This window comes from Segetibacter sp. 3557_3, from assembly GCF_004354985.1.
Taxonomy (GTDB): Bacteria; Bacteroidota; Bacteroidia; order Chitinophagales; family Chitinophagaceae; genus Segetibacter.
This window is the reverse complement of sequence record NZ_SMSK01000001.1, coordinates 398788-423055: the sequence shown is the minus strand read 5'-3', so window position 1 is coordinate 423055 and position 24268 is coordinate 398788. Positions and strand designations below refer to the sequence as shown.

Genomic DNA, 24268 nt, shown 5'->3' with positions numbered 1-24268 from the left:
GACGTTTATCTTGGTACTTCGATTTTCTTGATAATTGCTGCGATGACTTCGTCGGGTGTGCCGCCTTCCATTTCCTTTTCGGGGGTGAGCAATAGCCTGTGCCGGAGTACGGCCGGCAACACTTTGATAACATCATCAGGGGTAACAAAGTCGCGCCCACTCATGGCAGCCATCGCCTTTGCAGAACGCAATACGGCTACGGATGCACGCGGTGAACCCCCGAGGTAGATGGACTTATTGTTCCGGGTCTCGTGCACCAGCTCGGCGATGTATCGCATCACCTTCTGCTCGATGAAGATGCTATTAACAACGTTCCGGAATTCCTGTACTTCAGCCGCCGATAATACGGGGTTTACTTCGTTGCTAAAGTGGGTTGTTTTGCCGCTGTGACTATACTGTAATATTTGCACCTCCTGCTCAAGCGTTGGATAGTTGACCTCTACCTTAAAAAGAAAACGATCAAGTTGTGCTTCGGGTAAACGGTAGGTGCCCTCCTGCTCAACAGGGTTTTGTGTAGCCAATACCAGGAATGGTGTTGGCATGGGGTAGGTAACACCATCATAGGTGATTTGTTTCTCTTCCATCACCTCAAACAATGCAGCCTGGGTTTTTGCAGGTGACCGGTTAATTTCGTCAATTAAAACAACGCTGCTAAAGATGGGACCTTTTCTAAAGCTGAAGTTGGTGGATTGCGGGTTGAAGACAGAGGTGCCAATGACATCACTGGGCATCAGGTCTGGCGTAAACTGGATCCTGTTGAACGGAACGTCGATACATCGAGCCAGTAATTTTGCCGTAAGGGTTTTAGCCACGCCCGGAACACCTTCAATCAGCACATGCCCATCCGCGAGGATGGCTGCCAACAGCAACTCGATCATGAGTTCCTGCCCCACAATTACTTTCGCGATCTCTTCCTTTAGTCTTGCAACGGCATTGTTCAGCCTTCCAACATCCGGCCGTTGTTCAATATTTTCCTGGTCGATCATTTTACCTGTTTATAAAAATTATCAATTTGCGTGTTCAGCGTCAGCAACAAAGTATCGCTAACGGGATAGTCATAGTCGATCTCCCTCAGGCTGGCCACTAATGGTTCTACTTCGCTTAGCGCTACCCCGCTTTTTTGCGACAGTGTATTCAGAAAGGTACTATCCAGGGCGGTGGTTGGAATAAAATACCTGTTACGTACAAAATCAAGAAAGTAATTGATCTTTTTACGTGCAATTCCCTGGTTGTCTTTCTGCTGGTAGTAAAGTCCGGCAATCGTTTTTGCAAATTCAAGCGTGGTGTTTTTTAACGGTTCAATTACCGGAATGATTCGCTGCCGTCTTTTCATTTCAAAAAGCACATATAAAACCAGGGCAATTAGCCCCAAACGGAAAGCTGCCAGCAAATAAGGATTGGACAGGATAAACCTGAGCGGTGTTGTAGGTCCTGTTGGCCCCAGCTTGTAATACTCGTCCCAAAACAAGCGATTTGTATTTTGCGGAAGGTATGAAAGCACTTTTGACGTATACGATGCATTATTTCGGTAAAGCATAAAGTAATTACTAAAGCATAACGGTGCGGCGTGCACGAGGTACACTCCTGCCCCACTTTTTACGCGGATAAAGTTGGGCCTGCCACGATCGTTTATGCCAAGTACGGTACTGTTTGCGGTATCGATCTTGGAGAAATATTCATCTATTGTCATGCGACGGAAAACATAATTGCTGTTGTTGCGCAGTTGTGGATTTACGAGGTTAACGCTTGTGGAATCCATTAAGCCCAGGCTCATGCGCGACGAAGTGGTGAACCTGAGCTTACGCTGCAGCGATTTGGCAAAGTCGCTGGCGGATATCAGTGCAACATTGCCACGACGAACAAAACGGTCCAGCTCCGCCAGGTCTTCTCCGGATGGTTTGAAATCAGGCGAAATAATCAGGTATGCACCATTGCGACCTGTATAATTATTTACCTGGTTATAAACCGGTGTGCGATATGATTCAATTGCAGCTGTTGGAAGAAGCTCTTTTAAGGATTTAAATAATACATAAGCTCCATAAGGATCCTTGTCGTCCTTACTAAGGCTTATTTCCCAGTTGATCGCTTTGGGTTTGTTTAATTCCGCAACGATGTATAAGGCAAAAAGCAGGGTGAATACAACTAAAAAATTTCTGTAGCCTTTCAAAAATTATAATTGATGGTCAAGTTCAATAAATTGATTTTCCAAAACGGTAAAATGCTCCTTGTTTAATGGTAAATCGCCATACCAGGCGTATTCAAAACTAAAGGTGAGACTACGAAAAACAGGGAACCAGGTTTTACCCGATGTTTCGTTGAGGTAGTCGGTATTGGTCTTGTTTATCTGCCAGCTGATCTGGCTGGTGTCCGACATTTTTTTAAGCGCCTTCAGGTACATAAGTCTGAGTGCAAGCCGGTAGTCTCCTGATGCCTTTGCTTTGGCTATCTCTTCATCAAAAGAGATCCCGTGTATATCTTCTACCCCGGTTGTGTAACCTCCTGCACCACTATGTTTTCCAAACAAGCTGGTCTTATTCATCCCGGTAACCCGGTTAATGAAATAGATGATTATCGCTATAGCAAGCAGGGTAAAAACGGTCCAAAGCGTGGTTTTACCTTCGGGGGTACTCAGCACTTCTGCCACTTTAAGCCAGAACCACGCCCAGAAGCGATCCCACCAACTCTGCGGTGGTTCTACAAGCCGCTCATAATTAAAATCAGGATCCTGCTTGTACCGGTCGATGGTTGAGGGCTTAAAAGAACGCTCGTTAACAACACTGCTATCATAACGCAACAGCTTTTCGCTAAGTAGCTTTGGAGAATTGAAATAACCATTATGGTAGCGGTGGCCCTTGGTTGAGTCCTGCCGGGGTACAAGTTGCGCTTGCAGAACAGTGGCCAGCAAACATCCACATAACAGCAGTACTAAAGGCTTCATTAATACTGTTCTTCAATTTGATGATGGTCCGAATTTGTTCCCAGGTGATCCAGGCGCTTCAGCATACCTGTGCCATCATAACGTTCGACAAGGTTGTAATAATTAAGCACTGCCCCTACGAAATAGACGATAAAAAACAGAAAGCTGAAGATGTTTAGGATGGATGTTCCGACCGCGAGTGTTTGCCCGACATCTTTGGTGGTGAAGTACGACAATGCCCCACCTAATATGGCAACCACAAAGCCGATGATACCGGCGCTGCATGAATAAATCAGGTAACATACAAAGTACACCCCAAGCGACATCCAGAAATTGTTTTTGATCAGGTCGAAACAACGCGAAAATGCATCGGAGAATGATCGGTCCTCAACCATCAGCATGATTTCAAAGGGCACCAAAACAACCATCAGGTAAACCCCGGGAGCTATACACAGCACCGTTCCAGCAATAATCAGCAGGAGTAACGGTATAGAATAAACGAGCACTTTTAGAAAATACTTTTTAAACTCCTCCCAAACTTCAGCCATTTCCGGTACCTGCCTGCCTTTTTGGTCGTAAACTTTCATGTAGGCAATAATGGCCACTTTCATTGCTGTTAAGTTAGCCAGGGTCAATACCAGCAGTAGAAAATAGGTAGTTCCGAAAAAGGAAAGATCCATAACCTCGGTGGTTCTCCCGCTCATAAATATGTCGCGGAAGAGGTTGCCGGCGCGCGATTGATAGAAACCGTTTACTATAGTCGAGGCCAGCATAAACACCCCTGCGATTCCAAAAAAGGAAGCCAGCAAGGGTTTGAAATTTTGGGTTATGAAAATAAAAGTGTCGGTAATAATCTCACCGAAGTCCCTCACTTTTCTGAGCTCAGTTTTTGGTTCAGCCACGCGGTAAAGTTTTGGTTGCTGGTTACAGGTTTGATCTGCTTATTGGAAGAAGCGATCTGCCTGTGCAGCCATATTGGATAAAGAAAAAAATACCAGGTAATAAAGAGCAGGCTTGCACCAAGAATGCTCAAGCTCAGCCACAGCGGCATACGATCGTAACGCGTAACAAATCCTTCAAGGAATGCAGCAGTGATAAAAAACGGAATGAGACCGAAAACAATCTTCAGCCCGTCCCGGCCTCCCTTTACAAGTGAAACCCCACGCGCATAGGTACCGGGAAACAGAAGGCTGTTACCCAATATCAGCCCGGCAGCTCCTGCAATTACAATTGACCATATTTCCAGGGTACCGTGTATAAATATCACGGTAATACTTTTAAACCCAAGGCCTTTCGAAAAAAAATAATATTGAAAAGACCCCAGCATCATACCATTGCTCAATAACAGCCAAAGTGTACCAATACCAAAGGTTGCACCAAGCATGTATGCTATAAATGCTACCCTGATGTTATTAAAGGCGATCATCGAAAACATATTCAGGCTGTCACCTTTCTTGTAAACGCCAAAAGGATCGCCCCGCTCAATATTTTCGTTTGTCATATTTACATAGCCGTCTCCAAGGATTAGCCTGATAAAGTTTTCATCATATTTTGCTGACAAAGCACCGATGGCGCAGAAAACTAAAAAAAAGAGAAACGCGTAAGCAAACTGGCGCCTGTAAAATCCAAACAGGTAAGGCAATTCAAATTGCCAGAAGTTCCAGATACGCGAACGTTGTTCTTTTTTGTTTTTGTAAATTTTTTGGTGGAAGGATGCAGCCAGACCATTCAGGTATTTGCTGGTTTTGCTCTTGGGGTAAAATGTGCGGCTGTAAGCTACGTCGTCGGTAAGGTCAATAAAGTTGTCTGCAAGCCGGTCCGGGTTGTGCGGCTGCTCAAGTTCCATTTCGTATTGCTTCCACTTATCGGCATTTTCCTTTAAAAACTGCGCCTCACGCATATTGGTGTTTTTTGTTGACCGACCGCATAAGTTCGATTTATCATCCTTGCTACGTTCGCCCGGTTGGCCATTCGGTCGCGCTCAGTTCACATTGTTATTATGGCATCGGGGTAAACCACCAAGTTAAGATTTATGCAACAATTTGAATATATATGCAAACCGGTCGGTACTGCTGTAAAAATAACAGACAATTCGCATGCTTTTTCAAATAATAAGATATTAATTGCAGCAGTAACCATGAGCAGTATAAACGTTATTACCAGCCAGAATATTGAAATTGAATACGAGTTGGCGAGCCTTGGTGATCGTATCCTGGGCTATATAATTGATTGGCTGATCATCTTTGCTTATATTATATTGATTGTCGTTGTATTCAGGATATCTACAGGGCTGGATTTTTTCGGGGAGCAGTTATGGCTTCCACTCCTGTTAGGGGTTCCTGTTCTTTGTTACGACCTGCTGTCCGAACTCTTTTTTAACGGTCAGAGTGCGGGTAAAAAAGCGATGGGAATAAAAGTAATCAGTCTCACAGGAGAGCGTCCCACCTTTGGTCAATACCTTATCCGCTGGTTGTTCCGCCTGGTCGATTTCACCATTTCTTCCCATTTGGTAGGCCTGATTATGGTAGCTGCAACCGAAAGAAAGCAACGGCTTGGTGATATGGTTGCCGGCACAACGCTTATCAAAACAACACCACGCACACAGCTTGAAGATACCATGTATGTTAGTGGTACCCCGGCAGATTACGAGGTGATTTATCCCGAGGTGGTAAACCTTAAAGATGCCGATCTCGAGCTGGTTAAAGAAGTGATTGTTGCAGTAAGGCGTAGCGGAAACACCACGCTGGCACTGCAGGCCCAACAGAAAATCGAACAATTACTCCATATCCGGAGCAGGCAACACGAACCGCTTTTTTTTCTTCAAACTATTCTCACCGACTACCAGCATATCACCAGTAAATTATAAGGGTGCAGCCTGGTTACCACTCTGCATCTAAGCCGGTGCCAGCAACGTAAATGGATAAACAGGAATATTTCTCAAGACCCAAAACAGGATTACAGCAGCAAGGAAGAGTTTTACAAACAAGGGCGAGTAAAAAATCGTTTGCCGAAGCTGTATGGTTCTAAACGCATTAAGTGTGTGTACAAGCGCAGAATAAACGATGAGGGGCAGGCTTAGAACCAATAGAAGATTCAGCCGGAGTGCATGGAGAAAGTCGCCATGGAGTATTGCAGAAATGGCCCGTTGTGAACCGCAACCCGGGCATAATAAACCGGTAACCAGGTTAAAGGGACATCTTGGAAATATGGTGCTGTAACGGGCATCTATAAAAAAGTATAACAGTGCGATAAAGAGCACTGTTATACCTAAAATGATCGGCCGGGAAAGGAGTTTGATTTTATCCATTAACACCCATTACACCAAGACTGCCCAGGAAGGCCATTCCTCCAAAAAAGAAAACAAAAATAAGTGCAAAGATGAATCCGGCAATACTTACGAGGAAGCTGATCTTGGTCCATTTTGCCGCCTGTCTTGATGCTTCCAAAGCGCCCGCATGATCACCTGCGACCCACTTACTGTTTACCTGGCTGGCAAATACAATCCCCGCAATGCCAAAAGGCAGACAGCAGAAGATTGTTGCCAGTATAGACTCCACCAGCCAGTTTTTTGGTTGAACATTAGGTGTGTGTGGAATCTCTGAGCCATAAGAATTTTCCATGAAGCGTTAGTTGGTTTAGTACGATTTAAATATATCAAATTATTTAAACCGGTAACGCAATTTGAGCAACAAATCTCCCTAGTATGCGCGCGCAAAAAGCACCCGCTGCTCCGAAGGAGCCCCGGTAAGAATACAGGCACCTGCTTCCTGCGCATTGTTCAACGGTATGCACCGGATAGTCGCTTTTGATAACTCTTTAATCTTCTCTTCTGTCTCCGCCGTGCCATCCCAATGTGCAGAGATAAAGCCGCCTTTTGTTTCAAGTAAGACGAGGAACTCTTCCCAGGAGTCTGCAGGGGTAATATGTGTTTCCCTAAATGCAAATGCTTTATTGTAAATGGACTCTTGTATGGTATGCAGTAGTTTCCCGATGTTTATCGCAAGGTCTTCCAATGGCAGGGTCAGTTTCTCACGGGTATCGCGGCGGGCAACCTCCACAACGCTATTGGCGATGTCGCGTGCACCGATACCAATCCGAAGTGGAACACCTTTTAGCTCATACTCGGCAAACTTCCATCCCGGCCTGCTGTTGTCACTATCATCATACTTCACACGAATATCTGCTGCCTTAAGTTCTTTTACCAGTTTGTTTACCACTTCATCGATGGCAGCCTTCTGCTCATCGCCTTTGTAGATGGGAACAATTACCACCTGTATTGGAGCTAGTTTTGGCGGTAGCACCAGGCCATCGTCATCACTATGCGCCATCACCAACGCGCCGATCAAACGGGTACTTACACCCCAGCTCGTCGCCCATACATAATCAAGTTTGTTTTGCTTATCACTAAATTTTACATCAAAGGCCTTTGCAAAGTTCTGTCCCAGGAAATGCGAAGTTCCTGCCTGCAATGCCTTTCCGTCCTGCATCAAGGCCTCAATGCAAAAGGTATCAACTGCCCCCGCAAACCGTTCATTGGGTGTTTTCACACCTTTCACCACCGGAACCGCCATCCACTCTTCCGCAAAAGTGGCGTATACCTCCAGCATTTGTTTTGTTTCAGCAATTGCTTCATCAGCCGTTGCATGCGCTGTATGCCCTTCCTGCCATAAGAATTCAGCTGTTCGCAGGAATAGCCTTGTCCTCATCTCCCACCGCACAACATTTGCCCATTGGTTAATCAGCAAAGGCAGGTCGCGGTACGATTGGATCCAATTTTTGTAGGTGCTCCAAATAATCGCCTCACTGGTTGGGCGGATAATCAATTCTTCCTCTAGCTTACTATCCGGATCAACCATCAGGCTGCCTTTCTTTTCTTCATTAACCTTAAGCCTGTAGTGGGTTACTACTGCACACTCTTTGGCAAAACCTTCGGCATTTTCTTCTTCTTTTTCAAATAAACTCTTGGGAACAAACAAAGGAAAGTAGGCATTCTGATGCCCGGTGTCTTTAAACATCTTATCCAGCGCAGCCTGCATATTTTCCCAGAGTGCATAGCCATAGGGTTTGATAACCATGCAGCCGCGAACTGCGCTATAATCAGCAAGTCCTGCTTTAATTACCAGGTCATTGTACCACTTCGAATAATCCTGTTCCCTTGATGTAATCTCTTTACTCATGCTTGAGGTTCGTTTTAGGTTGAGGCTTACAAATTCAGGTGTACATAACCAGCAAAAAACACCCGGAATAATTTGCTATATAGTGCAATGAAGAGTGGGTCTTAAACAGCTGACAAACTTTTCGTTTATTTAACAAAAGCGGTATAAACTGTTAATATTCAGGCAAACTGTTTGCAGTTAAAAACACGAACTTGATAAGCATCGCAAAAGTAGTAACTTCGGTATTAATAATCCTTTCAAAACGGTAGCCATGAATTACAAAATTTTACTTCTCGCTTTTTCTGCGGCTGTACTCACCAGCTGCTCTACATACAAAGCAGGTCAAACGCCTGACGATGTATACTATTCCCCGGCACGTGATCTTACCGCAAAAAAAGAAGTAAGAAACGAGCCCAGACGTGATCGTTACGAAGAATATATCTCAAGCCAGGATGATCAATACCTGCGTCGTAAGATCAGGGATCGTGAAAGATGGTCAACCATCGATGATTATAGCTATTGGTACGACAGCCGTTACGATCATATGGATGGTTTGTCTTATTACCGTTATAACACCTGGAACCAACCATACCGATACAATTCATGGGCATACAATCCGTGGGCACCAAGCTATTTCGGTTACGGAGGAATGTACTCTCCCGCTTACCCTATTGTATATTACAAAAATCCACGGGTTTATACCGGTACAACCGGCAAAAGTAACCTGACCTCTTTCTCAAATAGGGCTTACAGTAACCAGAACTCCAATTCAAACAACTACAACAAGGGCCGTGGCAACGAAAACAGCAATTTTGGTTCTTTAATGAAGCGTGTATTTTCGGCACCAGAGACCGGTAATGCTAATTCGCAGAGTAACCAAAGCTGGGATCGTCCTGTACGTACCATGGATGCCGGTTCAACCCCAAGCAGCAATGCAGGTGGCCGTAGCGGCGGTTATAACAGCACAGGTACCAGCACTGGCACAGGTCGTCCTCCCCGTTAATAGGCATGGGTTGTAGTAGCGGGCTATTTCCATGCAATGGAGGAAAGCCCTCGTGCATTCCCCTTTTCTTACCCTATAACAGTACCCTTCAAAATCAAATATGAAAAAATATTTACTTTTTCTGGGAGCATGTTGTGCACTTCACGTTGCACATGCACAAACGCCGGAAGATGCCTTACGAAACAGTTTCTTCACCCAAAACGGAACAGCCCGCAATATGGCTACCGGTGGTGTCATGGGCAGCCTCGGTGGCGACATTACGGCGAACAATGTCAACCCAGCTGGTATCGGACTGTTTCGTACGAGTGAGTTTGTGTTTACCCCCGGAGTAACCCTCAATAATAATAAATTTAATTTCAGGGGCGATCCTTCAGCAAGTAATAAGGCAGGTTTTAACCTTGGCGCTTCGGGATTTATATTTGGTATTCCAAACAGGTATGGAGGCCGGTGGTCGAGTTCCGCATTTTCGATTTCAGTAAACCAGTTGGCCAACTTCAATAATCGGGTATCATACAAAGGACGCAATAACCAAAGCTCCTTTACTGAGCAATACCTTGAAGAGCTCATCAGGGACAGGGCAGACACCAATGCAGCGCTGAACAATTACATTTTTGGGTCATCGCTGGCTTTTCGCACCTACCTTATTGACAAAGAAGTGGGAGCAGATGGCGCATTTCGTGGCTATCAGAGCCTTGTTCCGGTCTCAACGGGTGTAATCCAGGAGAACGACGTTACAACAACCGGCGGTTACAACGAGATCTCACTTGCTTTTGCGAATAATATGGCTGATCAGTTGTATGTTGGTGGTAGTGTCAATTTTCCTGTTATCAATTATAACCGCGACCTCCGCTACAGGGAGACCGATGCCACAAACAACTCCAACAACGATTTCAACTACTTTGAGTTTATAGAAGTTAGTAACAGTTCTGCAATCGGAGCCAATGTAAAACTCGGAATGATCTACAAACCGGTTGAATACGTACGACTCGGTCTTGCGGTCCATACTCCTTCTTTGCTCTCGTTTAAAGATAATATTCGCTCTTCCCTCACAGCTGATACCGAAGGGTATGCTAAGGTCAGAACTGAAAGTAGCGATAACCTTAACAGTGGGAACGCTGGTGACAGAAGATACAACATGATCACTCCCTGGCGTGCAATAGCGAGTGGTAGCTACGTGTTCAGGGAAATCAATGATACCCGTATGCAAAGGGCATTTATCAGTGCCGACCTGGAATATGTCAACTATCGCGGCGCACGTTTCGCCGCCAGCGACGACCAGGATATCGAGGCTACCAATTATTACAGGGCTATCAATAATATTACCAAGAACCTTTATAAAAGTGCCCTTAACTTTCGCATTGGCGGAGAATTAAAACTTCATACCTGGATGTTCCGTGCAGGAGGTGCATTCTATGGTAATCCTTACCAGCAAAGTGATGAGCTCAAAGCAAACCGTGTGCAGGCTACAGGCGGATTAGGATATCGCAACCATGGAATCTTCATCGATCTTGCTTATGTACACAACTTTAATAAAGATGTAAACTTCCCCTACCGTTTGAATGATAAGCCAAGCACGTTTGCCGGGCAAACAGGTAGCCGTGGTAATGCCATGCTAACTGTAGGATTTAAGTTCTAAGTTAAAATATCTCCATCTATATAAGCACAGCACCCATCACGGGTGCTGTTGTTTTTTCCGATAACTATGTTTAACCTTAATCGTTGGTATCCAGCCCATGGCATAACAATTGAATTAAGATTATCGCTGAAAATCAGCCCTTACTATTTCGTGCATCGGAACCATTGTCCGGAATAGTTTAACCAATTAAATCTAGCTACTATGTTATGGAGAGGAAGACAAGGCAGTTCGAATGTTGAAGACCGTCGTGGAATGTCAGGCAAAGGCGTGGCAGTTGGTGGCGGCATAGGCGGTGTCATCATCGCCCTTCTATACATGTTCCTCGGCGGCGATCCTTCGCAGATGCCCCAAATTGGTGTGGGTGCTGGTTCGTCCCGTGAAATGAGTGCTGACGAAAAGGCTGCCGACGATACGCTGGCTCAATTTGCAAGTGTGGTTTTAAAAGAAACCGAAGATGTATGGACCAGTGCAATCCAGGGTTACCAAAAGCCCCGCCTTGTTATGTTCAGGGATGCAGTAGAGTCAGGATGTGGTGGCGCAACCTCGGCTTCCGGCCCGTTTTACTGTCCCGCTGATCAAAAGGTATACCTCGACCTCGCATTTTTCCAGGACCTGAGACAACGTTTTGGTGCGCCGGGCGATTTTGCCATGGCTTATGTTATCGCGCACGAAGTTGGCCACCATGTACAAAACCTAATGGGCACTTCCGACAAGGTGCAAAGGGCAAGAGGTCAACTCAGCCAGGCTGAATACAACAAATTATCTGTAAAGCTCGAATTGCAGGCTGATTTCTATGCCGGTGTTTGGGCACATCATGCCCAAAATACCAAGGGAATTCTTGAGGACGGAGACATTGAGGAAGCACTTACCGCCGCGAGCGCAATAGGCGACGATCGCCTTCAAAAAGAAGCCCAGGGCCGTGTATCACCCGAGTCCTTTACACACGGCACATCAGCGCAGCGCATGTATTGGTTCAAAAAGGGCTACGAAACAGGAGACATCCGGGCAGGCGACACGTTTTCGAGCACCGAGGTTCAGTAATCAACATACTTACGGCGCCGGTTTTTCAATCCTGCGGGTGCCGGCGTACAACTCATATTCCAACAACCGGCAGTCGATCTTGCTCGTATAGAACTCTATACGTCTTCGCGCCTTTAAACCGATTTTTTTGGCAAGTTCAAGGTTGCCGGTAAAAATGTAACCCGTATAACCTTTGCACTTTGTTTTCATAAAATCCCCAATTGAGGCATAGGTTTCCTGGAGGGCGATTTCTTCGCCTAAGCGGTCGCCATATTCAGGGTTAAAAAACACCACACCACCTACACCTTCCGGTACAGGGGTTTGCTGAAAGTCGCATACATCAAATGTTATCATCTGCTCAACACCTGCCGCTGCCGCGTTAATCCTGGAAATATTGATTGCATCTTCGCTGATGTCGGTGGCAATGATCGTTAATTCGGCCACTTCTCTAACCTGTTGTCTGATTTGCTGCAACTGGTTTTCGTATGTATTTTTATCGTATCCCTGCAGGTGCATAAAACCATAATTTTCACGGAATAGTCCGGGCCTGCGATTTGTGGCAATAAGCGCCGCTTCTATAGCAATGGTTGATGAACCACACATTGGATTTACAAAAGGCGAAACCCGGTCCCACCTGGTTGCGAGAATGGTTGCAGCCGCAAGTGCTTCCAGCATCGGTGCTTTTCCCGGGATCTTTCGATAGCCATGTTTGGCAAGTGTTTCACCGGAAGTGTCGATAAATATTTCTGCAGATTCCTCTTTCCAAAACAGGTGAACCACCGTTTGCTCCAGCGAGGGTCCACTGTTCGGCCGGCTCCCGGTCTCATTACGGATCCGGTCAACAATTGCATCCTTTACCTTAACATTGGCAAACATGGTATTCGTAATAGTCGGGTGGTTAACATTACTCGTAATCGAAAAATACCCGTTTAACGGCAGAATTTTTTCCCAGGCGATTTCAGATAAAACGCGATATACATCCTGTGGGCCATTGGCTTCGAAAGCCTTTATTGAATACAAAACCTGGCTTGCACACCGGAGGTTCAGGTTAAGCTTTATGCAATCTTCAATGCTTCCAAATAATTCTGCCCCTGTAGAAAAGCTGCGTACAATCGTAAAGCCAAGTTCCTCAATCTCAAGGTTGAGAAACGACGATAAGCGTTTGTTACAGGTAACTAAGATACGGCCTGCGGCCTTAAATAAGTCCATCGTGTGTAATTGTTTTAACCCTTCAAGAAGAAAATAGAACAGTTCATTCCTAAGTTAGAACTAAGCAACAGTCGCATAGTTAAGCTATTTTTTATGGAACGGTCTTTTATACCACTGGGCGACATCGTTGCCACGCTCGGTTCATCGGCAGTTTTTCATGGCATCGCTGATCCGCGACAATGCCGGTCCTTTCTGTCAATAACTTCCGGGCGCATTGCAAACGATTATTTAGGCTTTGCACGCTCGTACTGCTGCGGCCATTTTACATCTACCCCTAACTGCCGTGCCGCATGAAGTGGAAAGTATGGATTGCTCAGGAACTCTCTTGCCAGTAACACCAGGTCGGCTTTACCAGAACTGATAATTTCTTCAGCTTGCTCTGCGGTTGTAATAAGCCCAACTGCGCCGGTCGCAATACCGGACGCTTCTTTTATGCGGGCTGCAAACGGCACCTGGTAACCCGGCACCAAGGGTATCTTTACATTTGTTACATTTCCACCGGTCGAACAGTCAATAAGGTCCACTCCCCTTTTTTTTAGCTTCCCGGCAAGAACAACTGAATCTTCAATTGTCCAGCCTCCTTCTACCCAATCGGTCGCTGATATTCTCACAAAGAGCGGATATCCCGCTGGCCAAACCGTTTTTACTGCTTCCACAATGTTTAACAGTAGCCGGGTGCGATTCTCAAAAGATCCGCCATACTCGTCCGTTCGTTGATTGCTTAGCGGGGAATAGAATTCATGCAGCAGGTAACCATGAGCAGCATGAATTTCAAGCACCTTAAATCCCGCTGCAACGGCGCGCGAAGCTGCTAATCGAAAATCTTCAATAAGCTTTTCAATGTCTTCAATATCAAGTGCTCTTGGTGTGTCGTAATTTGGGTTGAAAGGTATTGCGGAGGGTGCAACCGTTTGCCATCCACCTTCTGTATCAGGCACAACTTCGTCCTTGTTCCATGGCTCACGTTTACTTGCCTTCCTTCCTGCATGCGCAATCTGGATCCCGGCTATACTTCCCTGTGAATGGATGAAACTGGTTATCCGCTGTAAAAAGGGAATGTGTTCATCCTTCCATATACCCATGTCAGCAGGGGTGATCCGGCCTTCCGGGACAACCGCTGTAGCTTCCATAATGATCAGGCCGGCACCGCCAACAGCACGACTTCCCAGGTGAACCAGGTGCCAGTCGTTGGCAAATCCATCAACTGATGAATATTCGCACATCGGTGATACGGCGATGCGGTTGGGAAGGGTAATTTCTTTTATGGTCAAGGGGGAAAAAAGCGCTGACATTTATAGGTTAGTTTATATTTTTTATAATTGAGTCTACAATATGCTTGTCCTGTTGGCCTTCAGCCTGGTACCATGTTATTGACACATCTTTTTTGAACCAGGTCATTTGGCGTTTTGCATAGTGCCTGGTGTTGGTCTTAATACTTTCGATTGCTTGTTCCAGGGTGCACTTGCCGTCTATAAAATCAAATAACTCGCGGTAGCCTACCGTTTGCAGAGCAGGCAGATCTCGAAACGGCAGGAGCTGTCTTACTTCTTCCAGTAGCCCTGAGGCGATCATGGTGTCAACTCTAGCATTTATTCTTTCGTACAGGGTTTGCCTTGCCATTTCCAATCCAATCTTAATGATATTAAAGGGCCGATGAGTTACCTCCCCTTTTCTGAAATCAACAATGGATTTGTTTGTTGCAAGCTTTACCTCGAGGGCGCGCATAAGGCGCCGGGGATTTGATTGTTCGGCAATTTGCCAAAACTTGGGATCATGTAGTTGCACTTGTTGCTGAAGCCATTGCAATCCAAATGCTTTATAGTTGCTAACTATGTTCATCCGGACTTCTCCGGGTACGCCAGGAATTTCGTCAAGACCTTCGGTAAAAGCTTTTATGTACAATCCAGTGCCACCAACCATTACAACCGATTGTCTCCGGGTAAAAATCTCGTCAACGGCACACAGCGCATATTGCCCGAAGGTGGCGGCATTTACATCGTCAACAATATGATGCGAATTAATGAAATGATGCCGGGTTAGGGCAAGTTCGTCGGTTGACGGTTTGGCGACCCCGATCGTCATTTCCCTATAGCACTGGCGGGAGTCAGCTGAGATGATCTCCGTTTTAAGAAGATCGGCCAATCTTAACGACAAGTCCGTTTTTCCAACTGCGGTAGGGCCGCAGATGATAATCACCCAATTTTTATAAGCCGACATTTACTTTCTTCGCTATGTTAAGCAAGCTTACTAAATATCTGTAGATCAAATAAATGGCATGCTCATATAAGTTGACATTCGATCACGGTACTGTACCCAAGCCTGGGAGCAAGTCACATTGGAAAAGTTCAACCTGCAACAATGTTTAGGCATACCGTGGCGGGTTATGGTAAAAAGTCTAAGGCAGGCGTGCTTGCCTGATTAGTCTTCCTGGTGTTCTTCTTCGTCTCCCCCAACGGCTTCTTCGTCTGTCTCATCCCCGTCTCCGCCTTCACGGCCAAATCCTTCAGCTCCGGCACTTAAGTCATACTTCTCTTCTATATCCACAAACTTGTCGCCCAAAAGGCTTTTGGTGCCGTACTGCGCCGGACCTATCCCCTCCACGCGGAGGGTTGACGGATAGGTGATTTTTGGATTGACTTCTTTACTTACATTAATTAACTCCACCATAAACATCCAATTCCTGGTGAAGTCGTATTGGTAAATGAATTTTTGATTAGGATCCCTGATCTCGGAACCGATGGTCGTTTCAGACATGATTAACGGTTCTGCTTTATACGACCTGGGATACTTCTCAAGACTGATCTCACGTCCTTGTTGCCAACTGTCGTTGCTGCGATAAAATGTTGCCTGGTGTTTGTTGTCAAACTCGAAAGCTTTGAGTATCGCAGCATGAAGATCAGCAAACGTTTGGGTATGCTTTATCACAATATCGCGGTACACACTGTCGTCTTCCTCGTAGTACGCTCTGAATTTTAAAACGGCCATTTGCTTCGTTAAGTTAAATGCTGGGTTTATCAGTTAGAAACAATCCTCGTAGCGGTTCTGCCATTTTCCTTTGATTTTGTCGGAAAGGCTATCCCCACTTCAACCGGATCCTAATAGCTACTAATTAATCATGCCGCACATCCATCTTCGTTGGTTTAGCAGGCTATGGAAAAAGCGCCATGGATAAAGCGGTAAAAATAATAGAAGTGTTTACGTTACAAGAAAATATTTCCAGGCGGGTTTAATCAGCTTTTTTACTTTCTTGTTTGCTTAAAGCATCAATCATTTTCCACCATAGGGGGTTTTGCCTGCGATCACCACTAGCTCAGGCATTTGGAACCAGGTTTAGCTCACTTCCTTTTCGGAGCATATAATCGTAAGCTGCATTGTAGTTATTGGGAATTTCGCCATCAAGGATTGCCTCACGAATAGCATCCTTAATGATACCTACCTGCCTGCACGGCTGCAATCCGAAGGTAGCCATGATAAGTTCTCCTGTTACGGGTGGCTGCCAATTCCTGATCCGGTCATTTTCTTCTACCTGCTGAAGACGTTCACGCACCAACTCGAAATTCTGGATGTAACGTTTTACTTTAAACTTGTTTTTGCTGGTGATGTCGGCATTGCAGAGTAGCATAAGTGCATCCAGGTCTTCTCCCGCATCAAAAAGTAACCTTCGTATGGCGCTGTCGGTGATATTTTCTTTTGTCAGGCTAATAGGGCGGAGATGGAGTTCAACAAGCTTCTGAACAAATTTCATCTTCTCGTTTAGCGGAAGTTTGAGGCGGGCAAATATTTTCGGAACCATACGGGCGCCAACAACCTCATGACCGTGAAAGGTCCAGCCATGGCCAGGTTCAAATTTTTTTGTTGCAGGCTTTGCAATATCATGAAGCAGTGCCGCCCACCTCAACCATAATTCGGTACTAACTGCAGCGATGTTGTCCAGCACCTGCATGGTATGATAAAAATTGTCTTTGTGACCCTTCCCGTCAATGTATTCTGCACCTGCAAGGTCCACCACCTGTGGAAAAATAATTTTGAGCAGACCGGTATCATATAACAGTTTCCAGCCAACTGAAGGCACCGGGCTCAACATGATTTTGTTAAGCTCATCGGTGATTCTTTCCTGGGTAATTATTTTTATCCGGTCGCGGTTATCGCTGATTGCCTGCAGGGTCGAAGGTTCTATGGTAAAACTGAGCTGGGCAGCAAAACGAATTGCCCGCATCATGCGAAGAGGATCATCGCTAAAGGTAGCAGCCGGAGCTAATGGCGTTCGGATAATTCCTGAGCTAATGTCTTCAAGACCGTTAAAGGGGTCTACAAGGGTGCCAAAATCATCAGGGTTAAGGCTTATTGCCAGTGCGTTAATGGTAAAGTCGCGCCGGTTTTGGTCGTCTTCAATAGAGCCTGGTTCAACGTTTGGATTACGACTGTCCGACTGGTAGCTTTCTTTACGGGCACCCACAAATTCGAGTTCCAGATCCGGAAGCCGGACCTGGGCAGTACCAAAAGTCTTAAAAACACTAAGGGGAGGGCGGGGATGAAAAGCGCCTGCAACGTGTTCAGCCAGGTGAATGCCATTGCCAACACAAACAAGATCAACGTCTTTGGTGTCGCGGCCGATAATTTTATCACGAACAAAACCACCGATGATATAGACCGGCATATTCAAATTCCGGGCAACACCTGACACTTTTCTAAAGACAAATCGCTCCCTATCGCTGCACGAAATATACATTGCCGCAAAGATAGGGTTGTGAAAATCAACCTGAAGCTTTGCTGAAACTATTCGTATTCGAGCTCATTCATAAAAAACTCCCAGTTGTTATACGAGTGGATAACAGCTTTGTGCATGTCTTCGGGACCGGCAGGTCTGGTATAAACTACAGGTTGCGACAGTGTTTGTACAGAAGCATTGTGGGAAAAAGAAGGAAAAGCAGTTATTGTGTCCATAGCAGGATTAAAAATAGCTTGTTGCATGGTATCGGTTTTTTTGTTAGAATACAAACGATAATTGTTCGCTGTTATTATTATTGAACAATTATATTGCCACGCATTTTCGATCTGAACAAGAGCACGTTTTCGCGTGCTCCGGTAATACCGTTACGGCCTTAGAATTTCTGGTCGGCCGTCGGCTTTCCACCTTATAATGGAGGAAGGGGCGGACTTTCCAATTTCATTTTGCCGGTATTTGGCAACATAATCTACTGATAAGAATAGCTCAGAATCTATTTGTAAAAATGTTTCCGGTGTTGGCTTTCCGTGAAAGTTGGCTGAGGTAGAAACAATGGGTTTGCGGAATCTTTTCACCAGGTGTCGACAGAACTCATCTTTTACAAGCCGGATAGCAATTGAACCATCACTTGCTAATACCGGCTCTGCGACCGAAGTTCCACCTTTATATATTACCGTGGTAGGTTTGTTCAGTTTCTCCAGGTAGTCGAACACCGCAAGGTCGGGCTGGGTAACATATTTAAGTATGTCACGTTCTGAAGCCAGCAGCACAATAAGTCCGTGCCTGCTTTTCCCCTTGATTTTAACCAATTTTGACACGGCTTCTTCGTTTGTTGCATCGCAGCCCAGGCCCCAGACCGTATCTGTTGGATATAAAATCAACCCGCCCTGGTGAAGGGCTTCTAAACATTGTTCTAGATCGGGAGTAAAATCTTCCATCAAAGGCGAAGATAAACCTGCATCACTTCTGCTGCACATTTTTCAGGCGTAAACCTGTCCGCATGTTCAAGCCCCTTACGAACCATCTCAGTAACAAGGGTCTTGTCGTTCAAAATGGTTGTAATTGCATTGGCAATTTCATCGGGCGAATACGGATTTACGTAATAGGCCGCATCACCGCCGGTTTCCGGCAAACATGACAATGACGATGTTATTACCGGCACCCTGCTCATCAGGGCTTCAAGTACCGGAATGCCAAAACCTTCAAAAACGGAAGGGTAAAGCAGCCCTGATGATAATTGGTAAATGGCAGGAAAATGTTCCCCCGACTGGAATTCAGAGGAGGATTTTGCAGCGGTGTTTTCTGAAAGAAATATGACCTGTTCCGTTAATTGCTGTGCGGCCAGGTAGGCCTTAACCTGTTGTTTGTACGGCCCACCCTCACCTATTACAACCAGGGGGATTTGCTCCTGCTTTTTTATAAGGCTCAGGGCCTTACAAACATTTAGCAGGTTTTTACGCTCGATAATTGAACCAACAGATAAGAGAAAGTTTTCAGGAAGCGAATACAGCTTTCGGATCCGTTCTTTTTCTTCCCGGGGTAAAAGCACGCCATATGCCGGATTACAGCTTTGGTAACAAACCGAAATGCTTTCTTCAGGTATATTGTAGAAATTGATGATGTCCTTTTTAGTTTGTTCGCTGATTGCTATGATGTGGTCCGCGTTTTTACAGGCATAACGAAACTTGTTCCTGTAGATATGCACGTCTACCCAGTTGTATAGCTCGGGATAACGCTCGAAGATCAGGTCATGAATGGTCACGACTGTTTGGATACCCGACGACCTGATGCAAACGGGTATTTCGTTACTAAGGCCGTGGTAGATGTTAATGTTTGAAGCCACGAGATCCTCGGTCACCCATTTGCTTCGCCACAAAGATTTCAGCTTTTTGGCGGCCATGGTTTCAGGAACGATATTGTGCATGTTTCTAAAGCCGGCAATACTATACCTATTGGTTAGTTTTGGGGCACAGAGGAAATATTCATTTTCGGGATAAGCGTTAGCGAGTGAAGTAATCAGGGTTCGGCTATAATACCCTAGTCCAGTATTATTTTGGTATGCACGCTTTGCATCAAAGGCGATCTTCATAGTTTAAAATCCTTGGATAAGAATACACTAATGTACAGTACAATTCAGTTCGCAGAAGTAAGGTCCCGGAAAACTTACTGCCTCTCCTATGTTTTACTTCTCCTGACAATTTATTCGAGTATGCTCACAGCTCAGGGTCAGCAAGTTGTTTATGATCCCAAAATTGCGGCAACATTCGACTACCTCAATGGTAAAATCTTGCAATTGCCCGAGATGGAAGATGAAACCGGAAACATTTTCAAGAATGAACAATTAAAAGGAAAAACCCTTTACGTTGATTTTTGGTTTACCACCTGCCCGCCTTGCCTTGAGGAAATCGAACCGGCACGGGCGTTGAAAACCTTCTTCCAGGCTGATACAAATATTGTTTTCCTGAACATTTGCATCGAGAATTTTGAAAAGAAAGAAGCCTGGAAAACAATGATTAAAGAAAAGCAGATAAAAGGAATAAACTTGTTTTATGCGCGCAACCGCCCACAACGGCTCAACCTGGTGCGCTTATATGGTGTAGACGATTTTCCAACTTACCTGCTCGTGAACCCCCGGGCACAGGTAATTGGCTATCGCGCTCCCCGGCCATCACAGTCGGGGTGGGTGCATTGGGCACTCTACAATGCCGGCTCCGGACAAAGCCTATCGTCAAGTTACCGGCAGATGTTTGGAAACGATAAAAACCGCCAGCAATTCTTTGCTCAAAACAGGCAGCGGATAGATTCCCTGAACGTCATCACCGGAATGTCTCCCTCAACTGAAAATATCCGGGAGTAAAGGATAAATAGCTATGCATAATCTTTTAAATGGCTAACCCTGTATTTTCGCACAAATTTTTATTCATGGAATTAAAGTCACTGATACAACAGGCCTGGGGAAGCCGCGACCTGCTAAAGACACAACGTTACGAAAATGCCGTACGCGATACCATTGACCAGATCGATAAAGGTTTGCTTCGTGTTGCTGAGCCATCAGACAGCGTGCGGTTAAACGACGAGGAAGGAAAAGGTTGGGTAACCAATGAATGGGTAAAGCAGGCCATCCTGATGTACTTTGGCATACAGCAAATGCAAACGTATACCCTTGAACCTTTTGAGTTCTACGATAAAATGAAGTTGAAAAGTAATTACAAAGACCTGGGGGTACGTGCTGTTCCGCATGCTGTTGCACGTTATGGGGCGTTCCTTGGTAGAAACGTGGTTCTGATGCCAAGCTACGTAAATATCGGTGCCTATGTTGATGAGGGCACTATGGTAGATACATGGGCAACGGTTGGCAGTTGCGCGCAGATTGGTAAAGGTGTTCACCTCAGTGGAGGGGTTGGCATTGGCGGGGTTCTGGAGCCTTTACAAGCCAGTCCGGTGATTGTTGAAGACGGCTGTTTTATCGGCAGCAGATGCATTGTTGTGGAAGGCGTAATCGTAGAAAAAGAGGCCGTACTGGGAGCAAATGTTGTACTTACACAGAGCACGAAAATCATTGATGTTAGTGGCGAACAGCCGGTAGAGTACCGTGGTCGGGTACCGGCGCGCAGCGTTGTTATACCGGGTGGATATAATAAGAAATTCCCGGCCGGAGAATATAATGTAAGCTGTGCACTCATCATCGGGCAACGAAAACCGAGCACCGATTTAAAGACGAGTTTAAACGACGCTTTGCGGGATTTCAATGTTTCCGTATAAATGCGTTTAGCCTAATTTAACTTATAAGTGGGGGCCGTCTGTATCATCAGGCGGCCTCTCCTATTTGGTCAACATCTTTGATTTAAACAGCCGTTGTTGCTTGATTGCGCTTACATTAAGCGGTTGCCACTTCGTTTTTGGTAGTGGACATAGAGTACGTCAAGCAGCCGCGCAACCAAAGTACCGGATTGTAAAAGTGCCGGAAGATAAATGTTGTTCCATCTCGCCAGCTGCGGCGGAAATACTTAGCTGAATTTAATGTAAATACGAATGCACAAACAGGTAAAATATAAGATCAGTATAGCAGGATTTATGATCACGTTTATCGGTGCCGTACTATTTTCGACAAAGGCCATATTTGTAAAACGGGCATTTGCCGACACCAGCTCTGATGTGCTTACACTACTGACACTCAGAATGCTATTCTCCTTACCTTTTTATTTAATTGCAGCTTATTTTACCTCGCGCAAAATGGGGAATGTGCGTATGAACCGCCGGCAGTGGCTTTATGTGCTTGGCCTTGGGTTAATGGGGTATCACATTAGTAGTTACCTCGATTTCTCCGGACTGCAATTCATTTCGGCAGGCCTCGAGCGGCTGATCCTGTTTTTATACCCAACTTTCGCGGTGTTGATCAACGCATTTGTGTTTAAACAGAACATGAAGCGAAACCAGAAAATAGCGTTGCTGTTGACGTATACGGGGATCGCAATTGCCTATTTTGGCGAATTGCAGATTGAGATGAGCCCTGAATTTTTTTGGGGTAGTTTCCTGGTTTTTCTGTGCGCAGTAACCTATTCGATCTACATCGTTGGGGGTGGCAAGTTGGTGCCCGTTGTGGGTTCAGCCAAATTCACTGCCTATGCCATGCTTGGGGCGACTGTGGGTATTTTCATCCATTTTTTAGTTGCTGGCGATTACCATAACTTGAACACTGGTGCGGGATTGTGGTGGTACGGCATACTGCTGGCGGTAGTGGCAACCGTTATCCCCTCCTTTATGATCTCCGAGGGGATGAAACGTATAGGCTCAAATAATGTCGCCATCATCTCCAGTATCGGCCCGGTCTCAACGATTTTGCAGGCGCATTATGTGCTGGGTGAAAAGATGTTTATGGAACAGGTTATTGGTACCCTGCTGGTAATTGCGGGAGTGCTCTTGATCGGCTGGAAAGGAAATTGAGCGCAACCCGGTTTTTTACCCGTTCATTTATCACGCATTATGAAGTAGTGGCTGAGGTCAAGGGTACGACTGTTACTTCACATACTGCCTGAGCATGCTTGTAACCCGCCCTTAATTCCCCGTTGTCGAGCAAAGTTTTGACTCAGGTAGCAGGAATGTATCCTTGTGCAGACGTGCATTTACCCATTCCCTTTCGCCGGCAGCTTTAGTCGGGGTTCGGCTATTCATCTGTGTTTGTTTAGCGTTTATATACCGGTTTACGCTATTGTACGGTTTTTACTACCTCCCAATAGGCTTTTTTTGGCTTTAGGTTCTGGTCGAATAGCAAAGGATAATCTTTCCGGTTTCTCACGGGAAAGTTATCTAACCAGCTATACCGGTCGGCGAGATTCCAAAAGGTGATACTGGTAATTGCACTCCGGTATTTCTTAAATAGTTCGAAACACATCCGGTACTTCTCGGTTTGAGCCTGTTCTCTTTCCGCCGTAAAGTCGGCAAAGGCATCTTCGGGCCTTCTTTCGCGTGCATCATGTTCTTTCGGATAAACGGAGATGTCTAACTCGGTAATCTGGATCTTTAATCCAAGATCGGCAAACCTTTTCAGCGTACTATCAAGTTGTCCGCGGCTTGGTTCATTGATTGCCCAATGCGCCTGTAAGCCCACTCCATGGATGGGTACACCAGCGTCTTTAAGACTTTTTACCAACCGGTAGATTTTTTCCCGTTTTATTGGGCTGATCTCGTTATAGTCATTGTAAAACAACTGGGCTCCAGGGTCAACCTCGTGAGCCCACTGAAAAGCTTTTATGATGTAATCCTCGCCACATATCTTATACCATTCAGACGGGCGCAGGTACTCGTCGGGCTTATCGGAGATTACCTCATTTGCTACGTCCCATGCATATAGCTTGCCTTTGTACCGGCTCACCACCGTGGTGATATGGTCTTTTAACCTTTGTAGTACCAATTCTTTGGAGGCCTGGTTACCATCTTTATCTTTAAATATCCATTTCGGTGTTTGTGACTCAAAGTGCCAAACCAAATTGTGACCGCGAACTTTCAGGTTGTTTCTTTGTGCAAAAGCCACTATGGCATCTGCATTCGCGAAATTATAACGGCCTTCTTCGGGGTGAATGGGCCCAATTTTCATGTCGTTTTCGGGAGTGATACTGTTAAACTCTTTTACAATCAAAGCGGAGTCATCGCCGCGTAGCGACCTCGTATTTACTGCAACACCTATGGGAAAGTACTGGCTGAAATAATCCTTCAGCCCTTTATTTGCTTGTGTTTGATTGTTTTGGGTTCCTGTGCTAACCGGATTTTGGGGTACAATTTTGCTTTGGCAACCAGTAATGATTACAGTTGCAGTCAGCAGGTGCCCCAAGCGCTTTAATATTCCTGACATGGTGGTTGGTTTTGTTCACTCAATAGATTAGGTACTTCGTCGATCCTGCAAAGGAACATATTAGGTGGCTTGAGATAACCAATTGCCAAGTACAATGGCTTTGGCTATCGTATACTCAAGGTGTCACACAACACAGGTCCGGTAGCATTTCGCAGGGTCGGGGTACAATGTAGCCATACTCTTCCAAATTGTAACATCCGGGTTGAGGTGAGTTCAAAGTTTCTCTTAAGATGAGATGCAGATAGCCGTTGC

At 45.5% G+C, this 24268-nt stretch carries 24 protein-coding genes; 7 read left to right on the top strand and 17 right to left on the bottom strand.

Annotated features, from left to right (window positions below):
- Positions 1–5: 5 nt before the first annotated feature.
- The 5 genes from EXU57_RS01470 to EXU57_RS01450 are packed head-to-tail and all read right to left on the bottom strand — an operon-like array spanning position 6 to position 4817.
- Complete coding sequence (locus EXU57_RS01470) at positions 6–986, bottom strand: AAA family ATPase (RefSeq protein WP_133266384.1); 981 nt, start codon at positions 984–986, stop codon at positions 6–8.
- Positions 983–2167, bottom strand: a complete 1185-nt coding sequence (locus EXU57_RS01465) for a DUF4350 domain-containing protein (RefSeq protein WP_133266383.1) — start codon at positions 2165–2167, stop codon at positions 983–985. The genes EXU57_RS01470 and EXU57_RS01465 overlap by 4 nt, the downstream gene beginning before the upstream one ends.
- Positions 2168–2170: 3 nt before the next feature.
- Complete coding sequence (locus EXU57_RS01460; RefSeq protein WP_133266382.1) at positions 2171–2938, bottom strand: hypothetical protein; 768 nt, start codon at positions 2936–2938, stop codon at positions 2171–2173.
- A complete protein-coding gene (locus tag EXU57_RS01455; RefSeq protein ID WP_133266381.1) occupies positions 2938–3819 on the bottom strand; it encodes a hypothetical protein in 882 nt (293 codons plus the stop codon). Before EXU57_RS01455 ends, EXU57_RS01460 begins: the two co-directional genes overlap by 1 nt.
- Positions 3786–4817, bottom strand: coding sequence for a stage II sporulation protein M (locus EXU57_RS01450; protein ID WP_133266380.1), 1032 nt, complete (start codon positions 4815–4817; stop codon positions 3786–3788). The genes EXU57_RS01455 and EXU57_RS01450 overlap by 34 nt, the downstream gene beginning before the upstream one ends.
- Before the next feature lie 132 nt (positions 4818–4949).
- Between EXU57_RS01450 and EXU57_RS01445 the strand changes: the two genes are divergently transcribed.
- The gene (locus EXU57_RS01445) at positions 4950–5783 is read left to right on the top strand and encodes an RDD family protein (protein ID WP_133266379.1); all 834 of its coding nucleotides are present in this window, start codon (positions 4950–4952) and stop codon (positions 5781–5783) included.
- A 27-nt stretch (positions 5784–5810) separates the two neighbouring features.
- Here EXU57_RS01445 and EXU57_RS01440 read toward each other — a convergent pair whose 3' ends face one another.
- The 3 genes from EXU57_RS01440 to proS form a co-directional block, all read right to left on the bottom strand.
- Positions 5811–6224: a DUF2752 domain-containing protein gene (locus EXU57_RS01440; RefSeq protein ID WP_133266378.1), complete on the bottom strand. Its 414-nt coding sequence runs from the start codon at positions 6222–6224 to the stop codon at positions 5811–5813.
- Positions 6217–6537: a CD225/dispanin family protein gene (locus EXU57_RS01435; protein WP_133266377.1), complete on the bottom strand. Its 321-nt coding sequence runs from the start codon at positions 6535–6537 to the stop codon at positions 6217–6219. Before EXU57_RS01435 ends, EXU57_RS01440 begins: the two co-directional genes overlap by 8 nt.
- A 78-nt stretch (positions 6538–6615) precedes the next feature.
- Positions 6616–8094 carry a proline--tRNA ligase gene (proS, locus tag EXU57_RS01430; protein WP_133266376.1) on the bottom strand — a complete coding sequence of 493 codons (1479 nt, stop codon included), beginning with the start codon at positions 8092–8094 and terminating at the stop codon, positions 6616–6618.
- A gap of 250 nt (positions 8095–8344) precedes the next feature.
- On the opposite strand from proS, the gene EXU57_RS01425 reads away from it, so the two are divergent.
- The 3 genes from EXU57_RS01425 (at position 8345) to EXU57_RS01415 (ending at position 11753) form a co-directional block, all read left to right on the top strand.
- Positions 8345–9076, top strand: coding sequence for a hypothetical protein (locus EXU57_RS01425; protein WP_133266375.1), 732 nt, complete (start codon positions 8345–8347; stop codon positions 9074–9076).
- Between the two features lie 100 nt (positions 9077–9176).
- On the top strand, positions 9177–10712 hold the full coding sequence (locus EXU57_RS01420) for an OmpP1/FadL family transporter (protein ID WP_133266374.1): 1536 nt from the start codon (positions 9177–9179) through the stop codon (positions 10710–10712).
- Positions 10713–10913: 201 nt separating this feature from the next.
- A complete protein-coding gene (locus EXU57_RS01415; RefSeq protein WP_133266373.1) occupies positions 10914–11753 on the top strand; it encodes a neutral zinc metallopeptidase in 840 nt (279 codons plus the stop codon).
- A gap of 9 nt (positions 11754–11762) precedes the next feature.
- Here the strand turns inward: EXU57_RS01415 and EXU57_RS01410 are convergent, their stop codons facing one another.
- From EXU57_RS01410 to EXU57_RS01375, 8 genes are all read right to left on the bottom strand, one after another.
- The gene (locus tag EXU57_RS01410) at positions 11763–12941 is read right to left on the bottom strand and encodes a class I SAM-dependent RNA methyltransferase (protein WP_133266372.1); all 1179 of its coding nucleotides are present in this window, start codon (positions 12939–12941) and stop codon (positions 11763–11765) included.
- Positions 12942–13165: 224 nt separating this feature from the next.
- Positions 13166–14233, bottom strand: a complete 1068-nt coding sequence (namA, locus tag EXU57_RS01405; RefSeq protein ID WP_133266371.1) for an NADPH dehydrogenase NamA — start codon at positions 14231–14233, stop codon at positions 13166–13168.
- A gap of 7 nt (positions 14234–14240) precedes the next feature.
- Entirely contained in the window at positions 14241–15158 is a 918-nt protein-coding gene (gene miaA / locus EXU57_RS01400) for a tRNA (adenosine(37)-N6)-dimethylallyltransferase MiaA (protein WP_133266370.1), read from the bottom strand.
- Between the two features lie 201 nt (positions 15159–15359).
- The gene (locus EXU57_RS01395) at positions 15360–15926 is read right to left on the bottom strand and encodes an IS1096 element passenger TnpR family protein (protein WP_133266369.1); all 567 of its coding nucleotides are present in this window, start codon (positions 15924–15926) and stop codon (positions 15360–15362) included.
- A gap of 325 nt (positions 15927–16251) precedes the next feature.
- Entirely contained in the window at positions 16252–17670 is a 1419-nt protein-coding gene (locus tag EXU57_RS01390) for a CCA tRNA nucleotidyltransferase (protein ID WP_133266368.1), read from the bottom strand.
- 47 nt (positions 17671–17717) lie between these two features.
- A complete protein-coding gene (locus EXU57_RS01385) occupies positions 17718–17912 on the bottom strand; it encodes a hypothetical protein (protein WP_133266367.1) in 195 nt (64 codons plus the stop codon).
- Positions 17913–18035: 123 nt separating this feature from the next.
- A complete protein-coding gene (locus tag EXU57_RS01380) occupies positions 18036–18605 on the bottom strand; it encodes an L-threonylcarbamoyladenylate synthase (protein ID WP_133266366.1) in 570 nt (189 codons plus the stop codon).
- Complete coding sequence (locus EXU57_RS01375; RefSeq protein ID WP_133266365.1) at positions 18605–19756, bottom strand: glycosyltransferase family 4 protein; 1152 nt, start codon at positions 19754–19756, stop codon at positions 18605–18607. Before EXU57_RS01375 ends, EXU57_RS01380 begins: the two co-directional genes overlap by 1 nt.
- Before the next feature lie 120 nt (positions 19757–19876).
- On the opposite strand from EXU57_RS01375, the gene EXU57_RS01370 reads away from it, so the two are divergent.
- The 3 genes from EXU57_RS01370 (at position 19877) to EXU57_RS01360 (ending at position 22611) form a co-directional block, all read left to right on the top strand.
- Complete coding sequence (locus tag EXU57_RS01370) at positions 19877–20524, top strand: TlpA family protein disulfide reductase (RefSeq protein WP_165957993.1); 648 nt, start codon at positions 19877–19879, stop codon at positions 20522–20524.
- Between the two features lie 65 nt (positions 20525–20589).
- Entirely contained in the window at positions 20590–21429 is an 840-nt protein-coding gene (locus EXU57_RS01365; protein ID WP_133266363.1) for a 2,3,4,5-tetrahydropyridine-2,6-dicarboxylate N-succinyltransferase, read from the top strand.
- 270 nt (positions 21430–21699) lie between these two features.
- On the top strand, positions 21700–22611 hold the full coding sequence (locus EXU57_RS01360; protein WP_133266362.1) for a DMT family transporter: 912 nt from the start codon (positions 21700–21702) through the stop codon (positions 22609–22611).
- 262 nt (positions 22612–22873) lie between these two features.
- On the opposite strand, the gene EXU57_RS01355 is transcribed toward EXU57_RS01360, so the two are convergent.
- Complete coding sequence (locus EXU57_RS01355; protein ID WP_133266361.1) at positions 22874–24016, bottom strand: endo-1,4-beta-xylanase; 1143 nt, start codon at positions 24014–24016, stop codon at positions 22874–22876.
- Positions 24017–24268: the final 252 nt, after the last annotated feature.

What these genes read in the sequence shown, in the direction of transcription:
- EXU57_RS01470 (WP_133266384.1), bottom strand. Translation starts at nt 986, where the DNA reads ATGATCGACCAGGAAAATATTGAACAACGGCCGGATGTTGGAAGGCTG.
- EXU57_RS01355 (WP_133266361.1), bottom strand. Translation starts at nt 24,016, where the DNA reads ATGTCAGGAATATTAAAGCGCTTGGGGCACCTGCTGACTGCAACTGTA.
- EXU57_RS01435 (WP_133266377.1), bottom strand. Translation starts at nt 6,537, where the DNA reads ATGGAAAATTCTTATGGCTCAGAGATTCCACACACACCTAATGTTCAA.
- EXU57_RS01410 (WP_133266372.1), bottom strand. Translation starts at nt 12,941, where the DNA reads ATGGACTTATTTAAGGCCGCAGGCCGTATCTTAGTTACCTGTAACAAA.
- EXU57_RS01420 (WP_133266374.1), top strand. Translation starts at nt 9,177, where the DNA reads ATGAAAAAATATTTACTTTTTCTGGGAGCATGTTGTGCACTTCACGTT.
- namA (WP_133266371.1), bottom strand. Translation starts at nt 14,233, where the DNA reads ATGTCAGCGCTTTTTTCCCCCTTGACCATAAAAGAAATTACCCTTCCC.
- EXU57_RS01440 (WP_133266378.1), bottom strand. Translation starts at nt 6,224, where the DNA reads ATGGATAAAATCAAACTCCTTTCCCGGCCGATCATTTTAGGTATAACA.
- EXU57_RS01365 (WP_133266363.1), top strand. Translation starts at nt 20,590, where the DNA reads ATGGAATTAAAGTCACTGATACAACAGGCCTGGGGAAGCCGCGACCTG.
- EXU57_RS01450 (WP_133266380.1), bottom strand. Translation starts at nt 4,817, where the DNA reads ATGCGTGAGGCGCAGTTTTTAAAGGAAAATGCCGATAAGTGGAAGCAA.
- proS (WP_133266376.1), bottom strand. Translation starts at nt 8,094, where the DNA reads ATGAGTAAAGAGATTACATCAAGGGAACAGGATTATTCGAAGTGGTAC.
- EXU57_RS01445 (WP_133266379.1), top strand. Translation starts at nt 4,950, where the DNA reads ATGCAACAATTTGAATATATATGCAAACCGGTCGGTACTGCTGTAAAA.
- EXU57_RS01415 (WP_133266373.1), top strand. Translation starts at nt 10,914, where the DNA reads ATGTTATGGAGAGGAAGACAAGGCAGTTCGAATGTTGAAGACCGTCGT.
- EXU57_RS01370 (WP_165957993.1), top strand. Translation starts at nt 19,877, where the DNA reads ATGCTCACAGCTCAGGGTCAGCAAGTTGTTTATGATCCCAAAATTGCG.
- EXU57_RS01390 (WP_133266368.1), bottom strand. Translation starts at nt 17,670, where the DNA reads ATGTATATTTCGTGCAGCGATAGGGAGCGATTTGTCTTTAGAAAAGTG.
- EXU57_RS01425 (WP_133266375.1), top strand. Translation starts at nt 8,345, where the DNA reads ATGAATTACAAAATTTTACTTCTCGCTTTTTCTGCGGCTGTACTCACC.
- EXU57_RS01460 (WP_133266382.1), bottom strand. Translation starts at nt 2,938, where the DNA reads ATGAAGCCTTTAGTACTGCTGTTATGTGGATGTTTGCTGGCCACTGTT.
- EXU57_RS01360 (WP_133266362.1), top strand. Translation starts at nt 21,700, where the DNA reads ATGCACAAACAGGTAAAATATAAGATCAGTATAGCAGGATTTATGATC.
- EXU57_RS01385 (WP_133266367.1), bottom strand. Translation starts at nt 17,912, where the DNA reads ATGCAACAAGCTATTTTTAATCCTGCTATGGACACAATAACTGCTTTT.
- miaA (WP_133266370.1), bottom strand. Translation starts at nt 15,158, where the DNA reads ATGTCGGCTTATAAAAATTGGGTGATTATCATCTGCGGCCCTACCGCA.
- EXU57_RS01395 (WP_133266369.1), bottom strand. Translation starts at nt 15,926, where the DNA reads ATGGCCGTTTTAAAATTCAGAGCGTACTACGAGGAAGACGACAGTGTG.
- EXU57_RS01375 (WP_133266365.1), bottom strand. Translation starts at nt 19,756, where the DNA reads ATGAAGATCGCCTTTGATGCAAAGCGTGCATACCAAAATAATACTGGA.
- EXU57_RS01380 (WP_133266366.1), bottom strand. Translation starts at nt 18,605, where the DNA reads ATGGAAGATTTTACTCCCGATCTAGAACAATGTTTAGAAGCCCTTCAC.